Origin of the sequence: Amycolatopsis sp. cmx-4-54 (assembly GCF_046548895.1) — a bacterium.
Taxonomy (GTDB): domain Bacteria; phylum Actinomycetota; class Actinomycetes; order Mycobacteriales; family Pseudonocardiaceae; genus Amycolatopsis.
Genome location: NZ_JAEBEJ010000017.1, coordinates 11,826 through 33,364, shown reverse-complemented (window position 1 = coordinate 33,364; position 21,539 = coordinate 11,826). Strand labels below are relative to the sequence as shown.

General features: G+C 68.3%; 18 protein-coding genes. 11 read left to right on the top strand and 7 right to left on the bottom strand.

The features are described 5' to 3' along the window. Positions 1-96: 96 nt before the first annotated feature. The 5 genes from ACLJQ7_RS38155 (at position 97) to ACLJQ7_RS38135 (ending at position 4,792) form a co-directional block, all read left to right on the top strand. Complete coding sequence (locus tag ACLJQ7_RS38155; RefSeq protein WP_410653056.1) at positions 97-1,518, top strand: PucR family transcriptional regulator; 1,422 nt, start codon at positions 97-99, stop codon at positions 1,516-1,518. 1 nt (position 1,519) lies between these two features. Then, on the top strand, positions 1,520-2,002 hold the full coding sequence (locus ACLJQ7_RS38150; protein WP_219149757.1) for a MarR family winged helix-turn-helix transcriptional regulator: 483 nt from the start codon (positions 1,520-1,522) through the stop codon (positions 2,000-2,002). A 35-nt stretch (positions 2,003-2,037) separates the two neighbouring features. Continuing rightward, entirely contained in the window at positions 2,038-2,652 is a 615-nt protein-coding gene (locus ACLJQ7_RS38145) for a DsbA family protein (protein WP_410653054.1), read from the top strand. A gap of 9 nt (positions 2,653-2,661) precedes the next feature. Further along, positions 2,662-3,153, top strand: a complete 492-nt coding sequence (locus ACLJQ7_RS38140) for a GNAT family N-acetyltransferase (RefSeq protein ID WP_410653053.1) — start codon at positions 2,662-2,664, stop codon at positions 3,151-3,153. A gap of 385 nt (positions 3,154-3,538) precedes the next feature. After that, complete coding sequence (locus ACLJQ7_RS38135; protein ID WP_410653052.1) at positions 3,539-4,792, top strand: DUF222 domain-containing protein; 1,254 nt, start codon at positions 3,539-3,541, stop codon at positions 4,790-4,792. Positions 4,793-5,079: 287 nt separating this feature from the next. Here the strand turns inward: ACLJQ7_RS38135 and ACLJQ7_RS38130 are convergent, their stop codons facing one another. Continuing rightward, entirely contained in the window at positions 5,080-5,709 is a 630-nt protein-coding gene (locus ACLJQ7_RS38130) for a TetR/AcrR family transcriptional regulator (protein ID WP_410653051.1), read from the bottom strand. A gap of 73 nt (positions 5,710-5,782) precedes the next feature. On the opposite strand from ACLJQ7_RS38130, the gene ACLJQ7_RS38125 reads away from it, so the two are divergent. Then, positions 5,783-6,541, top strand: a complete 759-nt coding sequence (locus ACLJQ7_RS38125; RefSeq protein ID WP_410653050.1) for an ABC transporter ATP-binding protein — start codon at positions 5,783-5,785, stop codon at positions 6,539-6,541. On the opposite strand, the gene ACLJQ7_RS38120 is transcribed toward ACLJQ7_RS38125, so the two are convergent. After that, positions 6,517-6,762: a hypothetical protein gene (locus ACLJQ7_RS38120; protein WP_101609689.1), complete on the bottom strand. Its 246-nt coding sequence runs from the start codon at positions 6,760-6,762 to the stop codon at positions 6,517-6,519. The genes ACLJQ7_RS38125 and ACLJQ7_RS38120 overlap by 25 nt on opposite strands. Positions 6,763-7,133: 371 nt before the next feature. Here ACLJQ7_RS38120 and ACLJQ7_RS38115 point away from each other — a divergent pair, with 371 nt between their 5' ends. After that, the gene (locus ACLJQ7_RS38115; RefSeq protein WP_410653049.1) at positions 7,134-7,475 is read left to right on the top strand and encodes a hypothetical protein; all 342 of its coding nucleotides are present in this window, start codon (positions 7,134-7,136) and stop codon (positions 7,473-7,475) included. A gap of 65 nt (positions 7,476-7,540) precedes the next feature. Here the strand turns inward: ACLJQ7_RS38115 and ACLJQ7_RS38110 are convergent, their stop codons facing one another. Together ACLJQ7_RS38110 and aceB are read right to left on the bottom strand one after the other, a co-directional pair. Next, on the bottom strand, positions 7,541-8,737 hold the full coding sequence (locus ACLJQ7_RS38110) for a DUF6986 family protein (RefSeq protein WP_410653048.1): 1,197 nt from the start codon (positions 8,735-8,737) through the stop codon (positions 7,541-7,543). A 4-nt stretch (positions 8,738-8,741) separates the two neighbouring features. Beyond that, positions 8,742-10,319 carry a malate synthase A gene (gene aceB, locus ACLJQ7_RS38105; protein ID WP_410653047.1) on the bottom strand — a complete coding sequence of 526 codons (1,578 nt, stop codon included), beginning with the start codon at positions 10,317-10,319 and terminating at the stop codon, positions 8,742-8,744. Between the two features lie 122 nt (positions 10,320-10,441). On the opposite strand from aceB, the gene ACLJQ7_RS38100 reads away from it, so the two are divergent. Further along, positions 10,442-11,218 carry an IclR family transcriptional regulator gene (locus tag ACLJQ7_RS38100; RefSeq protein ID WP_126733446.1) on the top strand — a complete coding sequence of 259 codons (777 nt, stop codon included), beginning with the start codon at positions 10,442-10,444 and terminating at the stop codon, positions 11,216-11,218. On the opposite strand, the gene ACLJQ7_RS38095 is transcribed toward ACLJQ7_RS38100, so the two are convergent. Continuing rightward, on the bottom strand, positions 11,208-11,939 hold the full coding sequence (locus ACLJQ7_RS38095) for a TetR/AcrR family transcriptional regulator (protein WP_410653046.1): 732 nt from the start codon (positions 11,937-11,939) through the stop codon (positions 11,208-11,210). The genes ACLJQ7_RS38100 and ACLJQ7_RS38095 overlap by 11 nt on opposite strands. 107 nt (positions 11,940-12,046) lie before the next feature. Here ACLJQ7_RS38095 and ACLJQ7_RS38090 point away from each other — a divergent pair, with 107 nt between their 5' ends. Continuing rightward, complete coding sequence (locus tag ACLJQ7_RS38090; RefSeq protein ID WP_410653045.1) at positions 12,047-13,543, top strand: MFS transporter; 1,497 nt, start codon at positions 12,047-12,049, stop codon at positions 13,541-13,543. Between the two features lie 64 nt (positions 13,544-13,607). On the opposite strand, the gene ftsY is transcribed toward ACLJQ7_RS38090, so the two are convergent. Next, complete coding sequence (ftsY, locus tag ACLJQ7_RS38085; protein WP_410653044.1) at positions 13,608-14,915, bottom strand: signal recognition particle-docking protein FtsY; 1,308 nt, start codon at positions 14,913-14,915, stop codon at positions 13,608-13,610. A 152-nt stretch (positions 14,916-15,067) separates the two neighbouring features. On the opposite strand from ftsY, the gene ACLJQ7_RS38080 reads away from it, so the two are divergent. Together ACLJQ7_RS38080 and ACLJQ7_RS38075 are read left to right on the top strand one after the other, a co-directional pair. Next, entirely contained in the window at positions 15,068-16,276 is a 1,209-nt protein-coding gene (locus ACLJQ7_RS38080) for an anhydro-N-acetylmuramic acid kinase (protein WP_410653043.1), read from the top strand. A 9-nt stretch (positions 16,277-16,285) separates the two neighbouring features. After that, positions 16,286-17,869 (top strand): sodium:solute symporter, encoded by a 1,584-nt coding sequence (locus ACLJQ7_RS38075; protein WP_410653042.1) that lies wholly within the window; start codon positions 16,286-16,288, stop codon positions 17,867-17,869. 70 nt (positions 17,870-17,939) lie between these two features. Here ACLJQ7_RS38075 and smc read toward each other — a convergent pair whose 3' ends face one another. Beyond that, a complete protein-coding gene (gene smc / locus ACLJQ7_RS38070) occupies positions 17,940-21,539 on the bottom strand; it encodes a chromosome segregation protein SMC (RefSeq protein ID WP_410653041.1) in 3,600 nt (1,199 codons plus the stop codon).

Here is a 21,539-nt window from a genome sequence, read left to right as displayed (position 1 = left end):
CTCAGTAGACGCCCTGCGCCCGTATGGCGGCAACGGTGCCGAAGCATGAAATCTCTCCTGCACGCGCCGGTCGTTTTGTGCTTTCCTACAAACCTGATGACGACGGTGAAAACTCTGCTCGCGCTCCCCGGGCTGCGCTTGCGCGTACGCGCCGGGACGGCTTTGCTCGACCGTCCGGTGTCCCGGATCTACGTCACGGAACTGCCCGATCCAGGGCGGTACGTGTCGGCGGGCGAACTCGTCCTGAGCGGGTTGCTGTGGTGGCGCGGGCCGGGTGATTCCGAGGCGTTCGTCGCGGCGCTCGCGAAGGCCGGGGCGGCGGCGCTGGCGGCGTCGGGGGCGGATTCCGACGGCATTCCCGAAGACCTCGTCGAAGCCTGTACGCGACACGGGATCCCGTTGCTGGAGGTGCCGACGGATCTGTCGTTCTCGGTCGTCACCGAACGCGTCGTACTGGCCTTGGCCGCGGCCGCGGAAGGCGCCCGCAAACGTTTGCTTTCAGCGGCGACGGAAGACTCGTCGGTCGAGGCCCTCCTGGAGCGGGCACGCGGCGAGATCGGCCTGCCCTGCTGGGTGGTGCCCGTCGGCACCCCGTCGGATCTGGTGTGCCGGTTCGTCGCCGCGGGCGGACGTTCCCTGGAAGCCGACGACATGTCCGTCCGGCCGGTCGGCGGCAGGCACGCGCTGCCGTGGCTGCTCGCGATCGGCGGCAGGCTGACCGCTTCACAGGCCGAGATCGCCGAGGAGCTCGCCGGGCTGATCGGGCTCGCACGCACGCGAGCGGACGAGGTCCGCGCCGTCACGGACAGAGTGCTCGAACCGCTGCTCGCCTCGCTGGACGAGGGAAGCGATCCGCACGCGGCGCTGACCGCGACCGGGCTGCGCGGCGATCTGCGGGTCGTCGTCGCGCGCACCGAAGGATCCGAAGCGGCACGCGGCATCCTGACCGAACTCCTGCCGCCGGGCGCGCTCGTCGGCCCCGCCGGGGAAACCACCTGGGCGCTGGCCGAGGACGACGGTGAATGGCCGGAGGACTGGCCGGCCACGGTGACCGACACACTGACCGGAGTGGAGTCCTTGTTGCCGTGCCGCCGGGTGCTGATCGGTGTCAGCGACCGCTCCCCGGTTTCGGTGCTGCGGGGTGCGAAAGAGGTCGCGCGCTATGCGCTGGCCGTGGCGGCGGAACGGCCGGGCACGATCGAGGTCGTCCCTGGCGGCGAGATCGGTATGCACCGGCTGTTGCTGGCGGGCGCGCCCGACGAACTGCGGGCGGCGTTGCGGCGGCGGGTGCTGGGCCCGCTTCTGAGCTACGACGCCGAACAGGGCACCGATCTGGTGCACACCTTGCGTGTCTATCTCGAATGCTCCGGCTCGCCGACGCGGGCCGCGCGGGCGCTGCACGTCCACGTCAACACCTTGCGCTACCGGATCGGGCGCGCGAGCGAACTGCTCGGCACCGACCTGACCGAGTTCACCGAACAGCTCGACGTCTATTTGGCCTTGTCGGCAGGGAGCTGAAATGGGCATCACCACGGCGAAAGAAGCCGCCTACGACCCGCGCGTGGTCGCCTTCGGCCGGATGATGGGCGCCGCGAACCGGCTCGAATACCTGCTCGGCCGCGCGCTGGAGGCCGAATGCGGGATCTCGCATCTGATGTTCGAGGTCCTGTTGATCGTCGGCAGGTCGGGTGACGCCGGGATGAGCATGCGCGCGATCGCGCAGGAGCAGGTGCTGACCACCGGTGGCGCGACCAGGTTGGTCGACCGGATGACCACTCTCGGCCTCGTCGTCCGCTCGTCCGATCCGCAGGACCGTCGCGTGCAACTCGTGCGGCTGACCGCGCAGGGCGAGGAGACGACCGTCCGGGCCGCGCGGGTGCACGTCGAGAACATCCAGCGGCTGTTCCTCGACCCGCTGCCCGCCGACCACCGCGAGCGGTTCGCGCAGGACCTCCGGACGCTGAGCCACTCGGCCCGTGACGCACTCCCCAAACTCCGGTAGGAATACCTGACCAGTCAGACATCGTTGGGTCCGTCATGAAGCTCATCTATGTCTTCGACGCGTACTGCGGCTGGTCGTACGGGTTCGCCCGCACCATGGCCGACGTCGCGCACCGGCATCCGGACCTGCCGGTCGAAGTGGTGTCCGGCGGCCTGTTCCTCGGCGGGCACCGCGTCCCGATCCGGCAGTTCGGCTACGTCCAGGGAGCCAACGCCGAGATCACCCGCCGCACCGGCGCGCCGTTCGGGGAAAGCTACGAACGGCTCATCGCGGACGGCGAATTCGTCATGGACTCCGAGGCCGCCGCCTGCGGGATGGCGGCGTTGCGCGAGGTCGGGCCGGATCGCGCGGTGCGACTCGCGGCACTGCTGCAGGAGGCGTTCTACCTCGACGGGCTGAGCCTGTCCGAGGTCTCGACCTATCGTGTGGTCGCGCGGCGGGCAGGCCTGGACGGGGACGCCGTCGAGGCCGCGCTGGACCGCGTTTCCGCGACGGACGATTTCCGGCGGGCGCGGGAATTGGATGTCACCGGATACCCGACGCTGCTCGCCGCCTCGCCCGCCGACGATGGGGAACGGGTCGTCACGCTGGTCTCCGGAAACGCGAGTGCGGAGGAAGTGGAGCGGCGGATCGGCGCGCTGGTTTCCTAAACTGCGCGTATGCCTTTGACACTTCGACCGGCGACACCCGCGGACGCCGACGCCGTCGCGAAGATCTGGTACCACGGCTGGCAGGACGGCCACCTCGGCAACGTGCCCGAATCGCTCGTCCGGATCCGCACCCGCGAGTCGTTCTGGGAACGGGCCGCGGAACGCGTCGGCGACACAACGGTCGCCTTGGCGAGCGGTGAGGTGGCGGGTTTCGTGATGGTCGTCGGCGACGAGGTGGAACAGGTCTACGTTTCTTCGGACCATCGTGGGAGCGGAGTGGCCGGGGTGCTGCTCACGGAAGCCGAACGGCTGGTGAGCGAAGGCGGGCATTCACGCGCTTGGCTCGCGGTGGCGCCGGGGAACGCGCGGGCGCGGCGGTTCTACGAACGGTGCGGGTGGGTTGACGATGGGGAGTTCGACAATCGGGTCGCCGGTCCGGAGGGTCTGGTTTTGGTGCCTTGCCGGCGTTACGTGAAGACGGTTCCGCATTTAGTCGACTAATTGCGAGGGGGTTTGAGCACCTCGCTCAAGGTGGTCCCGGTCGGGGGCCGAGCACCCATAGGCGCTGCGCACTCGGTTCGGTTGACTGCTTGAGTCGCTCGCAATTAGTCGACTAATTGCGAGGGGTTTCGGGCGTCCCAGTCTAGGCGATTCACCCTTCGGAGTTGTGCGTTCGGTTCGGTTGATTGCTTGCCCGTACCTTGCCAGCGTTATGCGGTCGCTTGAGGACCCGCAATTAGTCGACTAACTGCGAGGGGGGTCTTGGGCACCTCGCTCAAGGTGATCCAGGTCGGCGACCGATTCACCCATCGGTGTTGTGCGTTCGGTTTGACTGGTTGCTTAAAATTACGAACACGTGTTCGGTTGTTTTGGGTATTATGGAGGGGTGTCCGAGACTTTCCTTCCTGAGTTGCCGCAGGAGTTGTGGCGTGCTGGCAAGCTGGAGCTTGCGCATGGTGTGCAGCAGTCTTTGCGGGTGATTCGGATGGCTACCGCCGGGTTGGGGCAGTACTTGGCGGAGGTCGAGTCTCGGGGCGTTAAAGACTTGTATGGGTATGGGTCGACGGCCGCCTGGTTCGCCGATGTGGCGGGGTTGTCGCGTGGCGAGGCTCAGCCTGTGGTGAACCGGGCGCTCGCGTTGAATCCGACCCGAGCTTTGGATGGAACCGAAGTTCCCGCTGTCGCACCTACTACTGCTGCGGTGGCGGCGGAGGGGTTGGTCGGGGATGAGCGGGTCGATCAGATTCTGGAGTTCTTGAAGAAGCTCCCGGCTGAGACGCCTGTTGAGGACCGCGTCAATGCCGAGAAGATCCTCGCGACTCTCGCCCGCGACGCCGGTCCCCGGCAGCTCACGGACGCCGAACAGAACCTCCTCGCCTTGCTGGACCCCGACGGCAACGAACCCAAAGACCCGGAGCCGAAGGAGCCGCGCCGGGAGATCACGCTGGAGCGGCGGAAGGACGGGTTCTGGAAGCTGACCGGTCTCCTCGATGACGAGACCGGTGCCCGCACCGCCGCCGCACTCGAGGCCTATGCCCAACCCCGCCCGGCGGACGAGTTCGGCCAAGCGGATCTGCGGATGAAGTGTGAGCGCATGGGAGATGCCTGGGTCGACATCCTCGACCTCGCCATCGCCTGCCCCGACCAACCCGGCACCAGCGGGTATCGCACCTTGGTGAATGTCACGATCGGACTCGAGGAGTTGAAGTCGGGTCTCGGGACCGCATGTCTCGACTTCGTCGGGACGATGACCGCCCGCGAAGCCCGCCTCGCCGCCTGCGACTGCCTCATGCTGCCGGTCGTGATGAGCGCCGCCGGGGAACCCCTCGACGTGGGACGGCTCAGACGCTTCGTCACACCAGGCCAACGCCGCGCACTCAACATTCGTGACGGTGGCTGCGCCTTCCCCGGGTGTCATCGGAAGCCGAAGAATTGCCACGCCCATCACATTCACCATTGGGCAGACGGTGGCCCGACGGATCTTCGGAATCTGGTGCTGCTGTGCGGTTTCCACCACCGGCTGATTCATCACGGCGACTGGGAAGTCCGCATGGCGGCCGACGGGTTACCGGAATTCATTCCGCCCCAATACCGGGATCCGCTCCGACATCCCCGCCGTAACACCCTGCATCACGTCTGAGCCCCGAGGAGCCCGCCAGCCACACCGGCGACGGGCCCCTCGGCATGCCCGCTCCGTGAAGGGCTCCTTCCCTACCCTGAGAGTAAGCAAGGAGCCCTTCACTACCTGCCACGATGTGCTCGCGCTTGATCCTGAGGCCATAAGGGGCCCAAGCGAGTCACGCGAAACCAACGGACGAGCGAGCCACAAGCTCACCGCGACCGTCCGCACCTACACGACCCGAACGACACCGAAGCCACAGCCGGTGGCCACGATGAAACCCCGATGGCCACCGAGCGGAATCCGCTTCATCGCGAGGAGCCAGAACCCAGATAGGCCAACGCCATCTCGGTCGTCTCGCTCGCCCAACCGTCCCAGCCGAGGCCGTCGGACCAGTATCGGCCGCTGGCCGCCCGGTGCACACAGGATCCGATGATGGTCCTGCTCGCCATCCGGATCGCCCGTTCCCCGTCCGCCCGGCGGATCTCCCCGAAGCACGGCCGGGCAGCCGCCACGAAATCGCGCTGGATCGTGTCCAGCGCCTGGAGGCCGCGATCGCGGCCTTCGGCGCGCTGGTTGTCGAGCAGTTCGGAGAAGATCCGGTCGTGACGGGCGAAGGTCCCTGCCAAAGCGTGCGTGAACGCGCCGACGACCCCGCTCAAGCCGGACTCCGCGGAGCGAAGCGCTTCGTTGACTCCGGTCTCCAACTGGCCGAGCAGCTGGTCTTTCACGGCGTACAGCAGCTGATTCTTGCCGGCGAACCGGCGATAGATCGCGCCCACCGACATTCCCGCCTGCTCGGCGACCGCCCCAACGGTGAACTCCTCGAAGCCCTGGCCTGCCAGAACATGCTCGGCCGCGGCCAGCACCTTCTGCAGTGACTCCCGGCTGCGGGCCTGCTGCGGCGGCCGGAAGCCTTGATCGACGGATTGACTCACCGGCCGCACGTTACCGCAGTCAGATGCGAATGGTAACTTCCGTTCGCATCTAGCGAGAGCGAGGAGGCCGCCCGTGGTGAGCATCGAGGTACGGGGTGCCTACGTCGATTTCCCGATCTTCGACGCCAAAACCCGGTCACTGAAGAAACAGGTTCTCGGCAAGGTCGGTGGCAAGATCGGCACCGACGCGAAGGTCCCGATCATCGAGGCGCTGCGGGACATCTCCCTGTCCCTCAGCGAGGGCGACCGCGTCGGCCTCGTCGGGCACAACGGCGCCGGGAAGTCCACGCTCCTGCGGCTGCTGTCCGGCATCTACGAGCCGACCAGGGGCACCACACTGGTCACCGGACGGATCGCGCCGGTATTCGACCTCGGCGTGGGGCTGGATCCCGAGGTCTCCGGCCACGAGAACATCCTGATCCGGGGCCTGTTCCTCGGTATGAGCCGCAAGCAGATGGCGAAACGTGTCGACGACATCGCGGAGTTCACCGAACTCGGTGACTACCTGCACCTGCCCTTGCGCACCTACTCGGCCGGCATGCGGGTGCGGCTCGCGCTCGGCGTGGTGACCACCATCGACCCGGAGATCCTCATCCTCGACGAGGGGCTCGGCGCGATCGACGCCGCGTTCCTCGCCAAGGCCCGCGAACGCCTGGTCGATCTCGCCCGCCGCTCCGGCGTGCTGGTGTTCGCTTCACACTCCGACGAACTGCTGCGGGAACTGTGCTCCACGGCCCTTTGGATGGACGAGGGCCGCATCCACGCGCGCGGCTCACTCGACGAGGTTCTCGCCACCTATCACGGAGATCAAAGAAAGATCTTGACCAGTTGATCCTGTCCGTCCGGATCCCGCAGCACGACCTGTTTGCCGGCGCGGAGTTCCGCGTCGACGAACTCGTAGATCAGCAGCGCGCGGTTGACCAGATCGACCTTCTTCAACCCGGTGCGCTCCTGCAGTTTGCCCAGCGCGTCGACCGCCTCGGCGATCAGCGCGACGTTGACGCGATCGACCACCGCGGGGCGGCCGGTCGCGGTCTCCTCGACCGATGGCATACCCGCTCCCTTCCCTGCGACCGAAAGGCCGCACACAGCATCGTGGCACAGAACTTGCACATTCACCACACTTTCAGTAGCGATCATGTGTGAAGTGGTTGCGGACGCACTGTGATCGGCGCTACAGTTCTCAGGCCAGCATCGCGGTAGAGAACAACCTCACGCAGGCCCGTCTCCATGCGGCGGGTACCACCATCGAAGGTGCGGCCACGGCCTTCACGTGTGAGGCGCCCGAAGGGGAAAGAGGACCGGACAACCGCGAGCTGGGGGTTCGTCCGGTCCCGGCAGCCGAGAATCGGCTGTCCCCCAGTGGTCCCCAGCTTGACGCGCCAACCCGGGCTCGCCTGACTGGGCAAGAAAGGGCACGACGCATGGGTGCCGAAATCGACGGCGTGGACAACACGACGTCCGAAGAGATGGCGAGTTGGGCAGGAACACCGACCCAGCTCGCCCGCGTCAGGATCGAGACGTCGCAGTTGTCGGCGGAAGCGGCGGTGCCCGCGAGCCAGACACACCGGCTGCTCACCACGATCCTCGACACGCTGGTGGTACTCGGAGCCGTTCTCGGCCCGGCGCTGACGCTGCAGGTGGTTCCGGCCACCTTCCCGGCGGGAGTGACGGCCGGGACGATCGCGGGCCAGCTCGCCATGCTGGCGCTCGTCGCGAGGTCCGTGCACCGCCGGGGAAAACCCGGCCCGCTGCCGACGGACTGAGGCGGGCAGGGCGGAGTAGCGGCTGAGTGAGCGCCTGCCACGAAAGGCGCTCACTCAGCCGCTGCTCACGAAATTCGCCGCGCGTAGGCGTCCAACTCCGCCCGGGAGAACGAAAGCTCCTTCACGTCCACGGCTCCGCAATCCAGCCCGCGCACCAAGAAGTTCGCCAAGGCCTGCGCGGTCGCCGGCTCGTCCAGCACCCCGCGGCCGGTCTGGTCCGCGTAGTCCCGCAACCGGCCCAGCGCGGCGGGAAAACCCTCGCGGAAGAAGGCGTACGTGGCGGCGAACCGGGTCGGCAGCTGATGCGGGTGCAGATCCCAGCCCTGGTAGAAACCTCGCTCCAGCGAGCGCCGCACCAGCCGCAGATGTTCACGCCAGGCCGGGAGGATCGCGTCGCCGACGGGCAGCTTGTTCGTCGAGCCGTCGGAAAGCCGGACGCCGGTGCCCGCGGCCGAAACCTGCATGAGCTGCTTGGCGAAGTCGGCGGCCGGATGTTCCATGCTCTGGTACTCGGCGCTGATCCCGAGCCCGGCGCTGTAGTCGTAGGTTCCGTAGTGCAGGCCCGAACACCGGCCGCGCGCGGCTTCGATGATCCGCGGCACGGCCACCGTCCCATCGATGTCCACAATGGACTGAGCGGTCTCGATCTGGACTTCGAACCGCAGTGCGCCCTCGGGCAGCCCGTACGCGGATTCGAGGCGCTCCAGGACATCCGCCGCGACTTCGACCTGTTCGACCGCGGTCACCTTCGGCAGTGTGACGACGAAACCGTCCGGCAGCGGACCGCTCTCCAGCAAACCGGCCAGGAAGAGATCGAGCGTGCGGATACCGCGACGGCGGGTCGTCTGTTCGAAGCTCTTGAACCGGATGCCGACGAACGGTGTGCCGCCCGTGACGGCGAGCGTCCGCCCGGCGGCAAGCGCGATGGCGTCTTCTTCGTCGTCGCCTGGCCCGCCGAGACCGTCCTCGAAGTCGATCCGCAGATCCTCGATCGGCTCGGTCAGCAGTTTGGTCCGGACCCGGTCGGCGATGTCCGCGTCCAGTCCGAGCCGGTCGGCGTGCTCGCCGAAAACCCGCAAGGCCTGCTTGCCCCAGTCCGCCACGAGCCGCGTCTTGTACTGCGACGCGGGCACATACACGGTGTGCACGGGCTGGCGGCCGGGCGGCTCACCGGGATATTTGGCCACGACGCGCGCGTCGGCCTCGGCGAGGCGCGCGTCAGCGGCGGTGTAGACGTCCTCGGTGAGCCGCCCGTTCCCCATCTGTCTACTTGATCCGTTCGTAGGCGGGCAGGGTCAGGAAGTCCGGGAACTCGTCGGCGAGCGCGACCTGCTCGAACAGCTCGACGGCGGGTTCCAGCAGCTCCGGCTTGATCTCGGCGGCCAGTTCGCCGCGGACCTCGGCCAGCACGCCGCGCACCAGCTCCTCGGTGACCTTGTCGCCCGTGTCGAGCTGCGTGCCGTTGCGCACCCACTGCCACACCTGCGAACGCGAGATCTCCGCGGTGGCCGCGTCCTCCATCAGGTTGTGGATGGCCGCCGCGCCGTTCCCGCTCAGCCAGGAGGCGATGTAGCGGATACCGACGTCGACGGCGGCACGCAGACCGGCCGCGGTGGCGCTGCCCGGCGTCGAAGCCGCGTCGAGCAACTGGTCGGCGGTGACGGACACCTCGTCGCGGGTGCGGTCGAGCTGGTTCGGCTTGTCGCCGAGGACCTTGTCGAACTCCTCGCGGCAGATGTCCACCATGCCGGGGTGCGCGACCCAGGAACCGTCGAAGCCGTCGCCCGCTTCACGGCTCTTGTCGGCACGGACCTTGTCGAGCGCCGCGGCGGTGACTTCCGGGTCCTTGCGGTTCGGGATGAACGCGGCCATGCCGCCGATCGCGAACGCGCCGCGCTTGTGGCAGGTGCGCACCAGCAGTTCGGTGTACGCGCGCATGAACGGCGCGGTCATGGTGACCGAGTTGCGGTCCGGCAGGACGAACTTCTCCCCCGCGTCACGGAAGTACTTGATGACGCTGAACAGGTAGTCCCAGCGGCCGGCGTTGAGGCCGGAGGCGTGCTCGCGCAGTTCGTAGAGGATCTCCTCCATCTCGAACGCGGCCGGGATGGTCTCGATCAGCACGGTCGCGCGGACGGTGCCGTGGGAGATGCCGAGTGCCTTCTCCGAATGGGTGAAGACGTCGTTCCAGAGCCGGGCTTCGAGGTGGCTTTCCATCTTCGGCAAGTAGAAGTACGGGCCCTTGCCGCGGTCGAGCAGTTCCTGCGCGTTGTGGAAGAAGTGCAGGCCGAAGTCGACCAGCGCGCCGACGGCCTGGCGCCCGCCGAAGGACAGGCCACGTTCGTCGAGGTGCCAGCCGCGCGGGCGGACGACGATGGTCGCGTGCTCGACGTCATCCTTCAGCGCGTAGCTCTTGCCGCCGCTTTCCAGCGTGATGGTCTCGCGGACCGCGTCGTAGAGGTTGACCTGGCCGGAGACGACGTTCGCCCAGTGCGGCGTGTTGGCGTCCTCGAGGTCGGCGAGCCAGACCTTGGCGCCGGAGTTCAGCGCGTTGATGGTCATCTTGCGGTCGGTCGGACCGGTGATCTCGACGCGGCGGTCGCGCAACGCGGGCGGGGCCTCGGCGACCTTCCAGTCGCCCTCGCGAATCTCCTTGGTCTCGGGCAGGAAGTCGAGTTTGCCGGTGGTCCTGGCCTCCTCGCGGCGCTTGCTCCTGGCCTGCAGCAGCTCGTCGCGGCGGGCGGCGAAGGCCTCGTGCAGGCCGGCGAGGAAGGCGAGGGCCTCCGGCGTGAGGATTTCGTCCCCGCGCTCGACCGGATCGCCGAGCACCTGAGCTTCAGACATGAGCAACACCCCGAGTTCGGATAAACAGTGACATTCCCAAAGCAAAACGTCCCTACGGTTTTACATGACGGACTATAGTTTCTGCATAGCGGAACATCAACGCCGACGTAAGGAGTACCACGGTGGCAGCGGAGAAGAACGGGCGTGATGGCGGCGTCCAGTCCCTTCAGCGGGCCTTCGAGCTCCTCGAGCATCTCGCGGACACCGGCGGGGAGGCCAGCCTTTCGGAGCTGGCGACCCTGTCCGGGTTGCCGATGCCGACCATCCACCGGCTGATCAGGACGCTGGTGGATCTGGGCTACGTCCGGCAGAACACCAACCGCCGGTACGCGCTGGGCGCCCGCCTCATCCGGCTGGGTGAGAACGCCAGTATGCAGTTCGGCTCGTGGGCACGGCCGCTGCTCGCGGAGCTGGTCGACGAGGTCGGCGAGACCGCGAACCTCGCCGTCCTGGAGCGCGACGAGGTCGTCTACGTCGCCCAGGTGCCCTCGAAGCACTCGATGCGGATGTTCACCGAGGTCGGACGGCGTCTCCTGCCACACGGCACCGGCGTGGGAAAGGCGATGCTGGCGCATCTGCCGTCCGACGACGTCACGGCGCTGCTCGCCAGGACGGGCATGCCCTCCTACACCGAGCACACCTTCACCGACCAGGACGCGCTTCTGCGCGAGCTGGCGAAAATCGCCCAGCAGGGTTACGCACTCGACGAAGCGGAGCAGGAGCTGGGTGTCCGCTGCGTGGCCGTCGCGGTCCCGGGCGCGCCGGTGCCGGCGGCGGTCTCGGTGTCCGGGCCCTCGGGGCGGCTCACGATGGAGGCCGTCGAGCGGATCGCACCCGTCGTCCAGCGGATCGCGAACTCGCTCGGTTCGACCCTTTCGAAGGACGGGGTCACCGTCTGAGCCTGGCCTCCAAGCCGTCGAGCATCCTGTCCAGCCCGTAGCGGAACTTCTCGTCGCGAAGCCGGACCGGATCGGTTTCGGCGACGGCCCTGGCGAGCATTTCCCGCTGATGCGGATGCCCCTCCACCGCCTCCTCGACGGCGGGACGCAGCCGCTCCGCCCAGTCACGTTCGCTCTGGCCGCTCTTGGCGACCGTCGTGAGCCAGGCCGCCTCGGTCGTTCCCATGCCGATGACATAGGAGATGACCGCGCTGATCGCCTGATCCGCCTCGTCGCCGGGGAATCCCGCGGCCACGAAAACACCGATCAGCCGCTCGTTGAGCCGCATGACGTTCGGCCCGAGGTACGACAGGCCGACCGAGCCGAGCAGTGAAGCCACCCACGGGTGCCGCAGGATCATCGCGCGGACGCTTTCGGCTCCCACGACGGCCGCTTCACGCCACCGCGCCGGATCGTCGCCGTCCGGCACGGTGATCTCGCCGTAGACCTCGTCGACGACCAGTTCGATCAGCTCGTCACGGTTCGCCATGTGCCGGTAGAGCGACGTCGCGCCCGCGTTCAGCGCGGTGCCCAGCCTGCGCATGCTCAGCGCGTTGACACCTTCGACGTCCAGAAGCCGGACGGCCTCGGCCACGATCTGCGCCTGGCTCAACGCCGGTTGATCCCGCTTGCGGCGTGGACGGGTCCATACCGACTGGATCGGCTGCTCCTCGATCGACATGCCCCCACCTTAGCGCACGAAGTACCCCCTTGCGTACGTCGTTTCGTTATGCGTACAGTGTGCGCATCAGCCGAACAACGTACGCACACACTTCTGGGGGTATCCCGATGAACGAACCCGTCCGCGATCCACGCCGTTGGTGGATCCTGATCGTGCTGTGCCTGAGCACGCTCGTGCTGGTCGTCGACAACATGGTGCTGACGGTCGCCATCCCGCCGCTGGCCGAGGATCTCGGGGCCAGCGCCCAGGACACGCAATGGATCCTGGACTCCTACATCCTCGTGTTCGCCGGCCTGCTGCTCACGTCGGGAAGTCTCGGAGACCGGTTCGGGCGCCGGAAGGTGATGCTCATCGGCCTCCTCCTGTTCGGAGTGGCCTCACTCGTCGCCGCGTTCGCCGCCGATCCGCTCGAACTGATCGTGTCCCGTGCGGTGATGGGCGTCGGCGGCGCACTGATCATGCCGAGCACCCTGTCGATCCTGATCACCGTGTTCGACGACGAAGAACGCCGCAAGGCGATGGCGGCCTGGAGCGCGGTCGCGATGATCGGCCTCATCGGCGGCCCGGTGCTGGGCGGTGTGCTGATCGCGTGGTTCTGGTGGGGCGCGGTGTTCCTGATCAACGTGCCGATCGTCGTCATCGCCGTGATCGCCGCGCTGACCCTGATGCCGGAATCCAAGGGCCCGTGGCAAAAGCCGGACCCGCTCGGCGCGATCCTGTCCGCGACCGGCATGGTCGCACTCGTCTGGACGATCATCGAACTGCCCAAGCACGGCATCACCGAGGCCGGGACGCTGATCCCGCTGGCGATCGCGGTGGTGAGCCTGACCGGCTTCGTGGTGTGGGAGCGGCACACGCCGTCGCCGATGGTCCCGCTCAAGCTGTTCCGCAAGCGCAACTTCAGCGGCGGCAGCCTGTCGCTCACGCTGGTGCAGATCGGCAACGGCGGGCTACTGCTGCTCCTGACGCAGTACCTGCAGTTCGTGCTCGGCTACACGCCGACCGAAGCGGGTCTCGCGTTCATCCCGATGGCCATCGCGTCGCTGCTGTCCAACGCCCTCGGTGCCACGCTGGGCCAGAAGATCGGCAACCGCGCACTGGCCACCGGCGGGATGATCGTGATGGCCGGCGGCTTCGGACTGCTCGCGACGATGTCGGCGAACGAGGGCTTTCTGCTGCCGGCGATCGCGCTGTTCCTGCTCGGCGCCGGCGGCGGGCTGGCGATGCCGGCGGCGATCGCGGCGCTGATGGGCGAGGTCCCGGAGGAGCAGGCCGGTGTCGGCTCCGCGCTCAACGACACCATCCAGCAGCTGGGCGCCGCGCTCGGCATCGCGATCCTGGGCAGCGTCGTGTCGGGCCTGTTCACCTCGAACATGCCGGAGTCCGCCCCGGCGAAGGCGCGGCTTTCGATCGGTGACGCCTTCGCGACCGGCGACAGCGGCCTCATCACCGCGGCCCGCGAGTCGTTCACCTCGGCGATGTCGACGACGTTCCTGGTGAGCGCGGTGGGCGTGCTGGCCGCGGCGGTGCTGGCGTTCCTGGTGATGCGGGACAAGAAGACCGCGCCGGTTTCGCCCGACGAGAACGTCCCTGTCACGGCCTGACGAGTGATATGAAAGGCCCCTTCATTGCAAAATTTGCAATGAAGGGGCCTTTCATTGCAGTCCGCTAATTGCTGAGCAGGGCTTCGACGAACGCGCTCGGCTCGAACGGCGCCAGATCGTCCGGCCCCTCACCGAGGCCGACCAGCTTGACCGGCACCCCGAGTTCGCGCTGCACCTGGAAGACGATGCCGCCCTTCGCGGTGCCGTCCAGCTTCGTCAGCACGATGCCGGTGACGTCGATGACCTCCGAGAACACGCGAGCCTGCATCAGCCCGTTCTGCCCGGTGGTGGCGTCGAGCACCAGCAGCACCTCGTCGACCTTGGCCTGCTTCTCGACGACTCGCTTGACCTTGCCCAGCTCGTCCATCAGGCCGGTCTTGGTGTGCAGACGGCCTGCCGTGTCGATCAGGACCGCGTCCACGCCCACCTCGGTGCCGCGTTTGACGGCGTCGAAGGCGACCGCCGCCGGGTCCGCGCCTTCCTTGCCGCGCACGACCTCCGCGCCGACCCGCTCGGCCCAGGTCTGGAGCTGGTCCGCCGCGGCGGCGCGGAAGGTGTCGGCCGCGCCGAGCATCACGGTGCTCCCCTGCACGACGAGCACGCGGGCGAGTTTGCCGGTGGTGGTGGTCTTGCCGGTGCCGTTGACCCCGGCGACCAGCACCACGGCGGGCTGTTTCACCCCGTCGACGGTGTGCGGCAGCGCACGGACGGCCCGGACCGCGTCGGTCGACAGGGCGGAGGTCAGCACCTCCTGCAGCACCGCGCGCGCGTCCTCGGAGGTCCGCACCGCGCGTCGCTTCAGCTCGTCACGAAGGCGCTCGACGATTTCGGTGGTCGTCGCGGCACCCAGGTCCGCCATGAGCAGCGTGTCCTCGACGTCCTGCCAGGAGTCCTCGTCCAGGTCACCGGCGCCCAGCAGGCCGAGCAGGCTCTGCCCGAACACCGAACGGGACTTGCCCAGCCTGCCGCGCAGCCGCTCCAAGCGGCCCGTGGCCGGGGCGATCTCCTCGGCGGGAGCGGGCTCGGGCACCGTTTCCTCGGCCGGTTCGGGAAGTTCGACGTCCCGCACCGTGCGCTGCGCGGAATCCCTCGGCACCGCCGCGTCATCCCCGACGGTGGGCTGGCCGTCGGTCTCCGGGCGATCCTCGACCGGGTGTTCCGGTTCTTCCTCCGTCTTCTCGCCACCGGGGGCGAGAGCGATCCCGCCTGTCGCGGTATAACCGCCGCCCTTCGGCTTCTCGACGACGTCGGCAGCCTTGGACTCGTCCAGGCTGATCCGGCGGCGGCGCGCGATGAGCAGCCCGGCCACCAGTACGGCGACCAGGACCACGACGGCAACGACAACGATCCAGAACCAGGGGGTACTCGACACGGCGCCATCCTCGCATCCGCACCCCGTCGCGCTCAGACACCCCACGGGAAGCAAGCCGATCTTGTCAAACACCCACTGGATAGGACTCATTTCGGACAAGAAGAAACGGTCCGGCTTGCGCGCTCTCCGGAACGACGGATAAACCACTCCGAATGACGGTTTCTTCCGGCACTGGGGTCCGGGTGATCGGGCTCATCTCCGGCACGTCCATCGACGGGATCGACGTGGCGGCCGCCGAACTGCGCGCCGAGGGGGACACCGTGGTGCTCTCCCCGCTCGGCCAGCTCGAAGTCCCTTATCCCGAAGAGCTCCGCGAGGCCTTGCTCGCCGCCCTGCCACCGAATCCCTGCGACGCCGAACAGCTCACGAAACTCGACACCCTGGTGGGCCAGGCCTTCGCCGAGGCGGCCGCGCGCGGGGTCGACGAGCTGGCCGGTGGCGAGGCGGACGTCGTCGCCTCGCTGGGCCAGACGGTGTTCCACTGGGTCGAAAACGGCATCGCGCGGGGCACGCTGCAACTGGGGAACCCGGCGTGGATCGCCGAACGCACCGGACTGCCGGTGGTGGCCGATCTGCGTGTCCGCGACGTCGCCGCCGGCGGGCACGGCGCCCCGCTGGCCAGCACGCTGGACGCGTTGTGGCTACGGGAAACGGCCGCTTCCGGCCCGGTCGCGGCGCTGAACATCGGCGGGATCGCGAACATCACCGTGGTCCCCGCGAACGGTGCCGTGCTCGCCTACGACACCGGCCCCGGCAACGCGTTGATGGACATCGCCGCGCACCGCGTCACCGGGCTGCGGGCCGACCTCGACGGAGCGCTCGCCCTGCGCGGAAACGTGCGGCCCGACCTGCTGGCGAAACTCCTGCTCGATCCCTACTACGCGGCCGCGCCGCCGAAGTCCACCGGCAAGGAACTGTTCCACGGCACATATCTCGACGCGGCGCTCGACGGGCTTCCGCCGATCGGCGCGGAAGACCTCCTGGCGACGCTGACCGAACTGACCGCGGTGACGATCGCCGCGGAATGCCGCCGCCACTCCATCGCCACGGTGATCGTCTCCGGCGGCGGCGCCGACAACCCCGCGCTGATGGCCGCGCTCGCCAGGAACCTGCCGGGTACGGCGCTGAAGACCAGCGACGACCACGGGCTGCCCCGCGCGGGCAAAGAGGCATACCTGACCATTCTGCTCGGCTGGCTGACGTGGTCCGGCGTCCCGGGGAACCTCCCGTCGGCGACCGGTGCCCGCGGCGACCGGCTGCTCGGCAGCATCACCCCGGGCGCGGGCCCCCTGCGGCTTCCCGCCCCGCACAGCTCAACCGTGACCCGGCTACGGGTAGCGGCGAAGACCGGCGAGCGATAGGAGATACGGATGCGCGCACTTGACCTCGCGATCATCGGGCTTTTTCTGGTCGGCATGCCCTTGCTGGGCGTCTGGATCGGCGGCAAACAGAAATCCGGCTCCGACTACTTCGTCGGCGAAGGCAAGATCTCCTGGTGGGTGGCCTGCCTTTCGGTGGTCTCCGCGGAGACGTCCACCCTCACCGTGCTTTCCGTGCCGACGGTGGCCTACATCGCCACCCCCGGCGACGGCGGGATGACGTACCTGGCACTGGCGATCGGGTACATCGCGGGCCGGATCGTGGTGTCGATGGTGCTGTTGCCGCGCTACGTGGCCGGCAACCTGGTCACCGCCTACGCCTTCCTCGGGAAACGCTTCGGCGGCGGCCTGCAGGGCACCGCGTCGGTGACGTTCCTGCTCACCCGCACGCTGGCCGACGGCATCCGGCTGTTCGCCACCGCGATCCCGATCAAGGTGGTGATGGCGGCCTACGGCCTGAACGTCTCGTACTGGACCATCGTGATCGGCCTCGGCATCGCGATGGTGCTCTACAGCTTCTTCGGCGGGGTCCGCGCGGTCGTCTGGGTCGACGCGATCCAGATGCTCTGGTACGTCCTCGGCGCGGTCGTGGTGATCTGGGCGATCTCCGGCAGGCTGCCCGACGGCTGGTTCGGCAAGGCCGTCGACGCCAACAAGTTCCAGATCTTCGACTTCTCCTCGAACATGCTCACCGGCCAGTACGCGTTCTTCACCGCGTTGATCGGTGGTGCGGTGCTCTCGATGGCCTCGCACGGTTCGGATCAGCTGATCGTGCAGCGCCTCCAGGCGACCAACGATCTGCGTGCCGCCCGGAAAGCCTTGGTGGCCAGTGGTTTCGTGGTGTTCCTGCAGTTCGCGCTGTTCCTGTTCATCGGCGTGCTGCTGTGGGCGCTGTACAACGGTCTCGCCCCGACGAAGCCGAAGCCGGAAGGCTTGGGGCTGGCCAACAAGGACGAACTGTTCGCGAACTTCATCGTGAACGACCTGCCGAGCGGCCTGTCCGGGTTCGTGATCGCCGGAATCCTCGCCGCCGCACTGAGTTCGTCGCTCGGCGCGCTGGCCTCGTCCACGGTGACCGACGTCTACGAACGGGTGATCGGCCGGGAGCTTCCGGAAGCCGACCGGCTGAAGCACGGCCGGATCTGGACGATCGTCTGGGCGGGCGCGCTGATCCTGTGCGCGGGTTTCTTCGCCTCCTCCAACAAGACCTCGGCCGACCCGATCGTGGTGCAGGCGCTCGGCATCACCGGCTACACCTACGGCGCGCTGCTCGGCGCGTTCCTCCTGGGGCTGCTGTTCAAGCGGGCCAGGCAGGCGGACGCGATCGCGGCGTTCGTGTCGACGGTGATCGTGATGGCGTTCATCATCCTGGGCGTCAAGTTCAACAAACCGGACGGCAGCCTGATCGGTGTCGACTTCAGCAAGGCTTCCGGGAACACCGTGGCGCTGGCGTGGCCCTGGTACACGCTGTGCGGTGTGGTGATCACGCTCGTGGTGGGCGGGCTGCTGTCGCTGCGGCACGGGAGCGTGGACCCGCTGGCCGAACCGGACGTGAAGGAGTCGACGCCGGTTTAGGCTGTCCCGGACGCTATGAAAGGTCCTTTCCTTGCAAAATTTGCAAGGAAAGGACCTTTCATAGCACGCGCTAAGCGGGAACCGGATCCTCTTCGGCGGTCCGCAGCCGCTGCGAGATCACCTTCGTGATGCCGTCGCCCTGCATCGAAACGCCGTACAGCGCGTCGGCGATCTCCATGGTCGGCTTCTGGTGGGTGATGATGATCAGCTGCGACGAGTCACGCAGCTGCTCCAGCAGCCCGATCAGCCGTCGCATGTTGGTGTCGTCGAGCGCGGCTTCGACCTCGTCCATGACGTAGAAGGGCGAAGGCCGGGCGCGGAAGATCGCCACCAGCATGCCGACGGCGACGAGCGACTTCTCGCCACCGGAGAGCAGCGAGAGCCGCTTGACCTTCTTGCCCGGCGGGCGCGCTTCGACGTCGACACCGGTGGAGAGCAGGTCGTTGGGCTGCGTGAGCACCATGCGCCCCTCGCCACCCGGGAACAGCACACTGAACACGGTCTCGAACTCGCGCGCGACGTCCTCGTACGCCGACGCGAAGACCTCGAGGATCTTTTCGTCGACCTGCTTGATGACGGCTTCGAGGTCCTTGCGGGTGTCCTTGAGGTCTTCGAGCTGGGTCGAGAGGAACTTGTACCGCTCCTCCAGCGCCGCGAATTCCTCCAGCGCCAGCGGGTTGACCTTGCCCAGCAGGCTCAGGTCCTTCTCCGCGCGCTTCGCCCGGCGGGCCTGGGTGTCGCGGTCGAACGGCATCGGCGGCGGCGGGGTGACGTCCTCGCCGCGTTCCTTGGCGGCCTCGTACTCGGCCATCTCGCCCGCGCTCGGGGGCACGGGCACGTCCGGGCCGTATTCGACGACGAGGTCCTCGAGGCCGATGCCGAAGTCTTCGGCGATCTTGGTTTCGAGCTGTTCCAGCCGCAGCCGCTGTTCGGCGCGCAGTACCTCGTCGCGGTGGACGGCGTCGGTGAGCTTCTCCAGTTCGCCGGTCAGCTCGCGGACCTTGCTGCGGACCTGGGTCAGCGCGGTCTCCCGCGACTGCCGCTGCGCCTGCGCCTCGTCCCGTTCGTGGGCGGCGCGCTGCACGGAGACCTCGATGCGCTCCAACGCGATCTCGCCGCCGTTGACCACGGCGTTGGCGATCTCGGCGCCGCGTTTCCGCGCGGCCCTGGACTTTTCGGCGCGTTCGCGCGCCTGCCGCTCGGCGTGCGCGGCCCGGCGGAGCGATTCGGCCTTGCCCTGGATGCTCCGCGCGCGCTCCTCGGCGGTGCGCAGCGCGAGCCGGGACTCCATCTCCTCCTGGCGGACCGTGCCGAGGTCTTCGGCGGCCTGGTCACGCTCGGCGGTGTCCGGATCCTCGTCGACTTCCTGTTCCGCGACGGCGGACAGCCGCTCTTCGAGTTCGGCGAGCTGCCGCAGCGCTTCTTCGCGGCTCTGCTCGACCTTGGCGCGCTGGTTGCTCAGCCGATCCATTTCGGCCTGCGCGGCACGCGCGGCCTGCTGCATCCGGTTCAGCCGCTCGGACGAACGCGCCTTGCGGACCTTCGCGTCTCCGAGCGCTTCCTTGGCCCTGCCGACCTCTTCGCGCCTGGCGGCCTGTCCGGCGCGAGCGCCTTCGAGCTCCGCGGCGGTACGTTCCAGCGCGCGTTCGGCGGCGTTCAGCCGATCGCCCGCCTCGTCGACCGCGGCCTGCACCTCGATGACGCTCTCGCTGCGGGCGGACCCGCCGACCGCCCAGCGCGCGCCGAAGACGTCGCCTTCGGGCGTGACCGTGCTGACTTCGGGATACACCTCGACGAGACGGCGCGCGGATTCCAGACCGTCCACAATGGCCACCCGGTCGAGCGCGTGCTCGACGGCGGACCGCAACGCGGGCGGCGCGGTGACCACTTCACGCGCCCAGCGCGCGCCCTCGGGCAACGACGGCCAGCCACTTGTGTCCACAGTGGACTCAAGGCCGCCGGGCAGGATACCCGCTCGCCCGGAGTCGTTGTCCTTCAAGAACTTCAGCGCGGCGAGCGCGTCTTCGCCGCCGTTGACCGCGACCGCGTCGGCGACCGGGCCGAGCGCCGCGGCCAGCGCGACCTCGTGGCCGGCCTCGACGGTGAGCAGCGCTGCCACCGAACCGAGCAGACCCGGCAGTTCGTGCTGCGCGCCGAGCAGCGCGCCCGCGCCGTCCTTGCGCCGCAACCCCATCGACAGCGCCTCGACGCGAGCCTTCTCAGACGCGATCTCGCGTTCGGCGGCCCGCTCGGCCTTGACCAGCTCCTCGACCCGCGCCTTGGCGGCGTTGTTGGCCTCCACCGCGCGGTCGTGATGCGCTTGCAGGTCGGAGTCGTCGGATTCCTCGACGCCGCCCGCGGCTTTGGCCTCTTCGAGCTCCTCGACGGCGATCTCCGCCCGCTCGGCGGCCTCTTCGAGCGACACGGTGAGCCGGTCGATCTCGTCGGAGGTGGCGCCGTTCTTGCTGCGCAGCGCCTCGACCTGACCGGAGAGCTTCGCGAGCCCTTCCCGGCGGTCGGCGATCGCACGGACGGCGGCCATATGCGCGCGCTCGGCGGCCTGGACGAGATGTTCGAGCTGCTCGCGCCGCTGGACGGTCTCCGAAAGCACCATCCGGGCCTCGGCGACGGCCTCGTTGAGCTCCTGCTCCCGTTCGGCGACCTGCTCGGCCTCGGCGAGCAGCTCGTCGGGGTCGCGGCCGGTGCTCGCCTGCTGCACGTCGGACGACAGGTGCCGCTGACGCTCCAGCGCGAGCCGCACAGTGCCGCGCAACCGCTCGGTCAACGCGGAAAGCTTGTACCAGGTCTCCTGTGCCGCGGCCAGCTTCGGCGCGTCTTCGGCGAGCGACGCTTCGAGCTCGGCCTCTTCGGCGGCGACGATCTCCAGCGCCTGCTCGACTTCGGTGCGCCGCTGACGGGCGACGCGCTCGTCGGCCTCTTCCTTGGCGATGCCTTCGCGCTGGGTGACCAGATCGTGGGCGAACAGCCGCAGTCGCGCGTCGCGCAACTCGGACTGCACCCATTGCGCCTTGCGGGCGATCTCGGCCTGCTTGCCCAGCGGCTTGAGCTGACGGCGGAGCTCGGTGGTGAGGTCGCCGAGGCGGTCGAGGTTGCCCTGCATGTTCGCGAGCTTGCGCAGGGTCTGTTCCTTGCGCTTGCGGTGCTTGAGGACGCCGGCGGCCTCTTCGATGAAGGCGCGGCGCTCCTCGGGCTTCGATTCGAGGATCGCCGAAAGCTGGCCCTGCCCGACGATGACATGCATTTCACGGCCGATACCGGAGTCCGACAGCAGTTCCTGCACGTCCATCAGGCGGCAGCGGTCGCCGTTGATCTCGTACTCGCTCGCGCCGTCACGGAACATCCGGCGGGTGATCGAGACCTCAGAGTACTCGATGGGCAGCGCGCCGTCGGCGTTGTCGATGGTCAGGGTGACCTCGGCGCGCCCGAGCGGGGCGCGGCCGGCGGTCCCGGCGAAGATGACGTCCTCCATCTTGCCGCCGCGCAGGTCCTTCGCGCCCTGGGTGCCCATGACCCAACGGAGCGCGTCGAGGACGTTCGACTTGCCGGACCCGTTCGGTCCCACCACACAGGTGATGCCCGGCTCGAAACGCAACGTCGTCGCCGAGGCGAAGGACTTGAAGCCCTTGAGCGTCAGGCTCTTCAGGTGCAC